This window comes from Viridibacillus arvi, from assembly GCF_001274945.1.
Lineage (GTDB): Bacteria > Bacillota > Bacilli > Bacillales_A > Planococcaceae > Viridibacillus > Viridibacillus arvi.
The window spans coordinates 609,691-616,713 of the sequence record NZ_LILB01000005.1 but is presented as its reverse complement, the minus strand read 5'-3'; the positions used below and the strand labels follow the sequence as shown (position 1 = coordinate 616,713).

The window sequence follows — 7,023 nt, the reverse complement described above, 5'->3', positions numbered from 1 at the left end:
TAAAATATTTAATTAGTAATGAGGCTTGGAGTCGATAAGCTTTCAATGTCTGTGGGGAAAAACCTTCAATTCGTTTGACAGATTCAAATGCTTCCCATGCTTTTGACAGTAACATTGTTTCTACCTCCTAAAAAGTTATTAATAAAGGGATTATTGCCAACTCTATTGAAATATATACATATTGATATTTTACTAACGAGGCTGTTTAGTTGAGAAAGGAATTCCGTTTTATGAGAAAATAAAGAGTTCAAAATAGTTGGCGTATACGTTGATTGGAATGTGAGGCGATTTATCATGATAAAAACTGATTATTATCAGAATCTGTTAAAAAGGACATGTAAGCGTAATAATATTTCCCCTAGAAGAGTTAGATTTGAGAATATCGAAGATCTAGTAGTTATTCACGTTAAAAATCAATTGAAAGAAGGAGTTGATTTAGAAAGCTTTAAAATTTTAAATTTTATTCTTCAAACAGTCGTACATTTTAATATAAAATTCAATCAACAATTATATTATTATCCAGGAGGAAATAGATTAGATAGAGTTGCAGTAACCTTTGAAAAAGATGATTATGTGCTATTAAATAAAAAAATAGAAGAAGGAGATGTATAAATAACAAAGGTTTTTTCTTTAAAATTATCAAATTCTAACTGTAACCCCTTTAGTTTATGTACCTGGTGCTTTAAATTTTGCAGAACAATCAACTGATTTGTTGGGAAACCTAATATCAAGAAAATGTATAACGATGAGTCTAAGGGGCCGCGGAAATAGTGATGCCCCCAAAGTTGGGTATTTTTTGATGACCATGTTAAAGACCTACATGCTATAATATCAGATTGTAAAGTTAAGAATTATTGTTTAATGGCATATTCTATGGGTGTTCCATATGCGATTAAGTTTGCTTCGGAACAGACTGATATAAAAGGTCTGATTATCTGCGATTACCCTGCAAAGTATCCTTACATACCTGAAACATGGTCAGATAGAATTCTTAATAGTGGTTATTTAAACGAAGACAGGAGACATGTTGTAACAGGTATCCAGAAAGAATCAAGACAAATTGACCTCTAAAGTGAATTAACCTTAATTAAAGTACCTGTATTAATTATTAAGGGTGGCACTGATGGTTCACTTTTGAAAGAAATGGAAGTTAGAAAATATAGGAATTACCTTAATGATGTGAACATAATTGAGATAGCTAGTTCGGGACATGATCTGTGGGAGCCAGATTTTAAAAAATATCTTCAAATAATTAATGAATTCTTAGAAAAATTGGATAGTTCTTGTTAAGCTAACGGGTGCTTTACTTCAATAAGGAGTAAAGCCTTTTTCTTATTGAACTAACGGGGCATTTACTTGAATAAGCACTTAAAAAAGAGATAGTACCTATTTTGGGTACTGCCTCTTTTCCTTAATACATTTACTTTTATAATCTAACTGCAAAGTAGTAGGCTTGCTCAACCCGAAAAACGTGGTAATGCAATCGCAACAGTAATTACTGGATTTACAGTATCATTAGTATTAGGTGTGCCAATCGGAACAATATTTGCTGTATAGTCTCTGCAGATGCTTAGCTTGCATGCGCTATTCTTGCCACACGCTCATAGGGTCCCATGGCTTGATCTGATCGCCATATTTCTCGGGCAAATAAGCTTTCATGTCTTCCAGCTTTGCAGGGACCTCGTTCCAATTTGGAAGAGATGGCAACCCCCGTTTGCTTTTTAAGAGGATATCCACCGTAACATACAAACGTTCTGGCTGAATCCAATGAAGGAAGCGAGAAATATCTATTTGCTTGGTTAGGGACAAGGAATCAATCTCGTCATTGTAATGCTTGTTGAACTCACTAATCAGGTTCAAGAGGTAGTCTCTCTGCTCTTTCACGAAGTCCAGGCCGCAGATGGCGCCATGTCCTGGAACAACGACTTCGGGTTTAATGTCATCAATAATGCGATCAAGCACTTTAATCCAGTTGAGGGTTCCCTCTTCACTGTATGCCGTACAACCGTTAAACACGACATCGCCGGCGAACAGCACTTTTTCCTTTGGCATCCACATCAGTAAGTCACTGTCAGAATGGGCCGGAGCTACATTGTAAATCATAACTTCAGTATCGCCAAGACGTATGTTGATATCGTCCTTTATCGCAATATCCGGGTGCACCCATTCTACGCCCTCCAGGTCGAATCCTTCAAATTCCGCTGCAAAAAACCGCTCTCCCTGAGTCGATTCCGGAGAATTCTTCCCTCTTTTGATGACGCTATCCATCCAGCCGATATTTTCGGTAAGACGCTCTCTGGCCGCTTCCTTGTGCATAATAATGCAAGATTCTTCAAACACTTTGTTCCCCCATGCATGGTCGCTGTTATAGTGTGAGTTCACCACATAGGCGGGAGAGCCGCCATTGCTTACTTCCTTAAAAGCATCTCGCATTTCTCTCGCATGGAACAAATCGAAGAACGTGTCATACACCAGGCCTTCCCCTTTGTTGATAAACCCGGCATTGGCCCAACTGATGCCACGATACGGCGAAATACCGGCAAAGACGCCATCTGCGACTTCAAAGAATTTAACTCGAGGTTTTTGGATAATACTTCTATACTTCATAACAATTCTCCTTTGCGTATATGTTTTTTTGGGGTTAGTCATACTGACTATATCTTTATTATAGAGAATGAAAAATAAAAATGCAAGCGAGCACTTGCATGCTTTCTTTTTATGAAATATGATAATAACTGAACAACATCACACTACATGGATGGAGGCGCTACAAACATGAAGCTGGTAACCTTTCACACCAAGATTTCTCAGGAACATTCGTTCGGACTTGTCATTAACGAGAAATTTGTCGTGTCTTTTGCCACAATTATGAAAAAGCAAGGGACATTCGTTGACAGTCTACAAAGTATGGACAGCTATTTACAACATTTGCCGGCAAGCCATGCTACCGCTAAGGAACTGATGCAATATGCTGTTGAACAGCCGCATCAATTCAATGAAAATGAAATCTGCCCGATTGTAGCGGTAAAACTGCTGCCGCCGGTTCCGAATCCGGCTGCGCTTATCGATTTCGGGCTTACGCCAAGACATCTGAGAAATGCTGGCGTAAATCTGCTGCAAAGAGAATATACAGGGCCGGAAAGAGAAGAGCTTAAACGAAAAATTGTCGAAAAATTCCAGCAAGATCCGAATAAAGTAACTTTCAGTTATTACAAGTGTAATCATAATGCATTAATTGGCGATGGGGATACGATTCATTGGCCTTCGTACTCTTCCTACTTGGATATCGAGCCGGAACTGGCCTTTGTTGCAGGGAAGGGGAACTGCATTGCTGGTTATGTTATTTTTAACGACAGTACTGCTCGTGATGTGCAGTGGCCTGATTTTCAAGCGCTGACCGGACCAACGCGGTGCAAAGACTTTGATTATAGCAAAGGAATAGGACCATTTCTGGTTACGCCGGATGAAATCGATAACCCGCTGGCACTGGATGTGGAGGTACGCATCGGAGAGAGACTGAACTGGAAGGGAAGCACATCCGAGTATTCAGCGCACCCTGCAAAAGTGATGGAGGAGGTTCTCAAAATTTTCACGCCGCTCCCGGGCACGATTATAGGAATGGGGACGATACCGGATTGCTGCGCAATCGAGACCGAACAATGGCTGTTGCCCTCTGACCGAATCCAGATTACGTTCGATAAATTAGGTACGCTCACGCAATTGGTGCCTGATCATATCAAGATTACGGAACCAAGCCGCTGGGAAAAAAGAAGTGATTTGCCTTAAATAAACGTTTATGAAAATGATGAACCCCGATCCCTACTGCATATGCATAACTTGTAGTATAATAGGTTTAACATATGCAAAAGGAGTAATACAATGCATACTTCAGACAGAATCATTGAAGCCGCGACACGGCTCATAAAAAAGAATGGCTATCGGGGAGTAAGCACCAAAGCCATTGCAACGGAAGCTAAAGTCAATGAATCTACGATTTTTCGGCAATTTGGAAGCAAGCAAGGCATACTGGAAGCCATCATTGAAAGACATTCGGATATGCCGCAATTTGAGAAACTGTTAAAAGATGAAGCGACCGATAATCCGGAAGTCGACCTGCTGAATGTAAGCCTTCAGTACCGCTTGTTTTTCCATAAAAATGTGGACATAATTTTGATTGGCATCCGCGACAAAGGAATTTTCCCCGAATTGGACAGAGTGCTGACCGAGCCGCCGGTGAAGCTGCACTCTTTGCTGGTTGAATATTTTGAACGACTGCAGAAGAAAAAAATTATTGCCAGACAGGATGCGCGTCTTGCCGCCATGTCTTTTCTCTCGACGTGCTATGGCTTTCAGATGAGCGAACTGATTCACCAGCAATATCAGTCCCAACTCGTCACCGAGGAAGAGTTCTACAAGTATATTGTCTCATCGTTTGTTAAAGGATTATTGTCTCAGTCATAAAAAGGGCACTGAGTGTCATTTTGAGACAGTAAGGAACACGCTCTTTTTTCCTTTCTTGAACTCCCATGAAAGAACTTAATCATCTTTCATTTTCTTTGGTGAAGTGCTGATTTTTGCGCTTCATTGATGGCTAACGGGGGCATTAATAAAAAGGGCAGCGTCATATAGACGTTGTCCTTTATTAATTAAAAGTACTTTTGATAAAACTCTTTTCTAATTCTCCCGCTTAGTTGAGCATAAATCCGAGTGGTTTCACTTTTCTCATGCCCCATCAGACTTTGGATGACTTCAATAGGTACACCATTGTTTAATAAATGAGTGGCGTAACTATGTCTGAGTTGATGTGGATGTATCTTTATTAATTCCTGCACGATTTGAGATTCGCTTGATAATATATCTCATTTGGGCGACACTCATTCTATGAGGATATCATTCAGTCACGAGATGGCTGGATCAGTGTCATTCCGATTGTCAATATAGCGTTTAAGACATATTTCGCTCCGCATGTTAAAATAAACTTCTCTTTCCTTGTCACCTTTTCCTCTTACTATCGCAGATCGATTAGACCAATTAGGTGTTATAGCATCTGCTCTTGCTAAAAAGGTGTTTATTGCACCTTTAATAACAATGTTCCTGAATGCGCTATACGAAATTTGGTGTATGTGTAGGTTTGAAATAAAGTTATACCATTTGTAAAAAAGATATACCGTTTTTAGTCTTTAATAAAGTTGCATCGTTTCACCCCTTTGGATATGATTATCCAAAGGGGTGTTTTAATTGAAAAATAAATCTATTTCATTAAGAAATAAAACTCAAACTCATGCAAAGCCTTTAATTAGAAAAGCGATACTTTGCATGGGGAAAAATAATTAATCGCTAGATAATATTTCTAATATTTTGGCTTTGCACCTTATTTATGTTAAATCGAAATAAGGAGCGAGCAAATTTGAATTATATAAATGCTACAAAAGTATTACCAAAAGAGCTATTGGCAGAAGTTCAAAAATATATACAAGGGGAAACTTTATATATTCCAAAACAACAAACCACTCGAAAAAAATGGGGTTCTGTTAGTGGTATACAAAAGCAACTGAATCATCGAAATCAAAACATTCGAGAAAACTTTGAGAATGGAATGAACATCCAAGAAATATCTGAAAAGTATTTTTTATCAGTTGAAACAATCAAAAAAATTGTTTATGCAAAAAAAAAATAAAATAAATGATATGGCTAGTCTGGGGAATTATTAAAATAATACACCAGATAGCCTTTTTGTTTACTGAAAATCTGAAATATGATGTCTAATTACAAATCAGTATGGGTAAAAAGTATTGTTAGGTATTAAATGTTTCATTACTATTCTTTATCTATCTTTACTAATAATTATTATGTAATCTTAAAAACAAGTAATGCTTGTTCAGTGTTTGAATAAATAATTTATGGAGGAAGAAACATGAAGATATTAGAACTACCAATTGAATTTGAATTTAATGGACAAAAAAATTACATTTATCCTAGCTTAATTATATTAAATGATGAACTAACTTTGGTCGATACAGGTTATACAAATTTCTTATCTTTAATTGAAAATGAGATTGTAAAAAATGGATATGAAATGAAGAATTTGAAGAATATTATCATTACTCACTATGATGATGATCATATAGGTTCGTTATATGATTTCAAAGAAAAGTATCCTTGGATTAACATTATAGCTAGTGAAATTGAATCAAAATACATTAGTGGTGAATTGAAGTCAGAGAGATTAATTCAAGCTGAAGACATGCTAAAGACTATACCGAATAGCGAAGTCGATTTTAGTAATTGGTTTATACAGCAATTAAAGAATTTGAAGCATATTTCAGTTGATGAAAAGGTGCATGATGGTGATATGATTTTAGATAACAAATGTAGGATAATTGCAACACCAGGGCATACTTCAGGACATATTTCATTGTATTTTCCCGGTTTGAAAAGCGTAATTACAGGTGATGCAGCTGTAAATGAAGAACAGGAATTGATTATTGCTAATCCAAACTTTTGTCTAGATATCGATAATGCACAACAGTCTTTAAGAAAGATAAAGAATCTTAAACCTGAAACTTACTATTGTTATCATGGTGGGGAATTTTCTTTATAATTGGGGCTAAACGTAAAAGCTCTCGAATTAAACAACTTTATTATTCAGTTATATAACAATAATTGTGAATACAATTAAAAATTAAATAAGTTTAATACCCTTCCAATCAATTCATCGTTGGAGGGGTATTGGCTTTATAAAGATAAAATTAAACGATTTTATTATCTCTACACAATAACTATTATCCTGAATTAGAAATCAGTTTCACATCTTGGAATATTATTTTCCCATACTACCTAACTATAGGAGTCTTTTTTTATGAGGAGTTTCCTCAAAATGATGCTATTCAACTAACGGGGAGCTTTACTTGAAGATCATTGAGTTGCATATGCAGCTCTTTTTTTCTTATTGAACTAACGGGGCAGCATTCCTGTTTGAAAGATATTCAGGGTCTTGAAAGAAAAAGAGTCCTCTAGTATGAT

6 protein-coding genes and 1 pseudogene are annotated in these 7,023 nt (G+C 36.8%); 5 read left to right on the top strand and 2 right to left on the bottom strand.

Annotation, left to right across the window (positions count from 1 at the left end):
- Positions 1–294: 294 nt before the first annotated feature.
- Complete coding sequence (locus AMD00_RS12265) at positions 295–612, top strand: hypothetical protein (protein ID WP_053417347.1); 318 nt, start codon at positions 295–297, stop codon at positions 610–612.
- Between the two features lie 972 nt (positions 613–1,584).
- Here the strand turns inward: AMD00_RS12265 and AMD00_RS12255 are convergent.
- Entirely contained in the window at positions 1,585–2,607 is a 1,023-nt protein-coding gene (locus AMD00_RS12255; RefSeq protein WP_053417345.1) for an MBL fold metallo-hydrolase, read from the bottom strand.
- Positions 2,608–2,775: 168 nt separating this feature from the next.
- Between AMD00_RS12255 and AMD00_RS12250 the strand changes: the two genes are divergently transcribed.
- Complete coding sequence (locus AMD00_RS12250; RefSeq protein WP_053417344.1) at positions 2,776–3,786, top strand: fumarylacetoacetate hydrolase family protein; 1,011 nt, start codon at positions 2,776–2,778, stop codon at positions 3,784–3,786.
- Between the two features lie 93 nt (positions 3,787–3,879).
- Positions 3,880–4,461 carry a TetR/AcrR family transcriptional regulator gene (locus tag AMD00_RS12245; protein WP_053417343.1) on the top strand — a complete coding sequence of 194 codons (582 nt, stop codon included), beginning with the start codon at positions 3,880–3,882 and terminating at the stop codon, positions 4,459–4,461.
- Between the two features lie 185 nt (positions 4,462–4,646).
- Here the strand turns inward: AMD00_RS12245 and AMD00_RS24005 are convergent.
- A pseudogene (locus tag AMD00_RS24005) lies at positions 4,647–5,033 on the bottom strand (tyrosine-type recombinase/integrase); the annotation flags it as partial.
- 374 nt (positions 5,034–5,407) lie between these two features.
- Here AMD00_RS24005 and AMD00_RS12240 point away from each other — a divergent pair.
- Both AMD00_RS12240 and AMD00_RS12235 read left to right on the top strand, forming a co-directional pair.
- The gene (locus tag AMD00_RS12240; RefSeq protein ID WP_053417342.1) at positions 5,408–5,677 is read left to right on the top strand and encodes a CD3324 family protein; all 270 of its coding nucleotides are present in this window, start codon (positions 5,408–5,410) and stop codon (positions 5,675–5,677) included.
- 237 nt (positions 5,678–5,914) lie between these two features.
- Complete coding sequence (locus tag AMD00_RS12235) at positions 5,915–6,601, top strand: MBL fold metallo-hydrolase (RefSeq protein ID WP_053417341.1); 687 nt, start codon at positions 5,915–5,917, stop codon at positions 6,599–6,601.
- Positions 6,602–7,023: the final 422 nt, after the last annotated feature.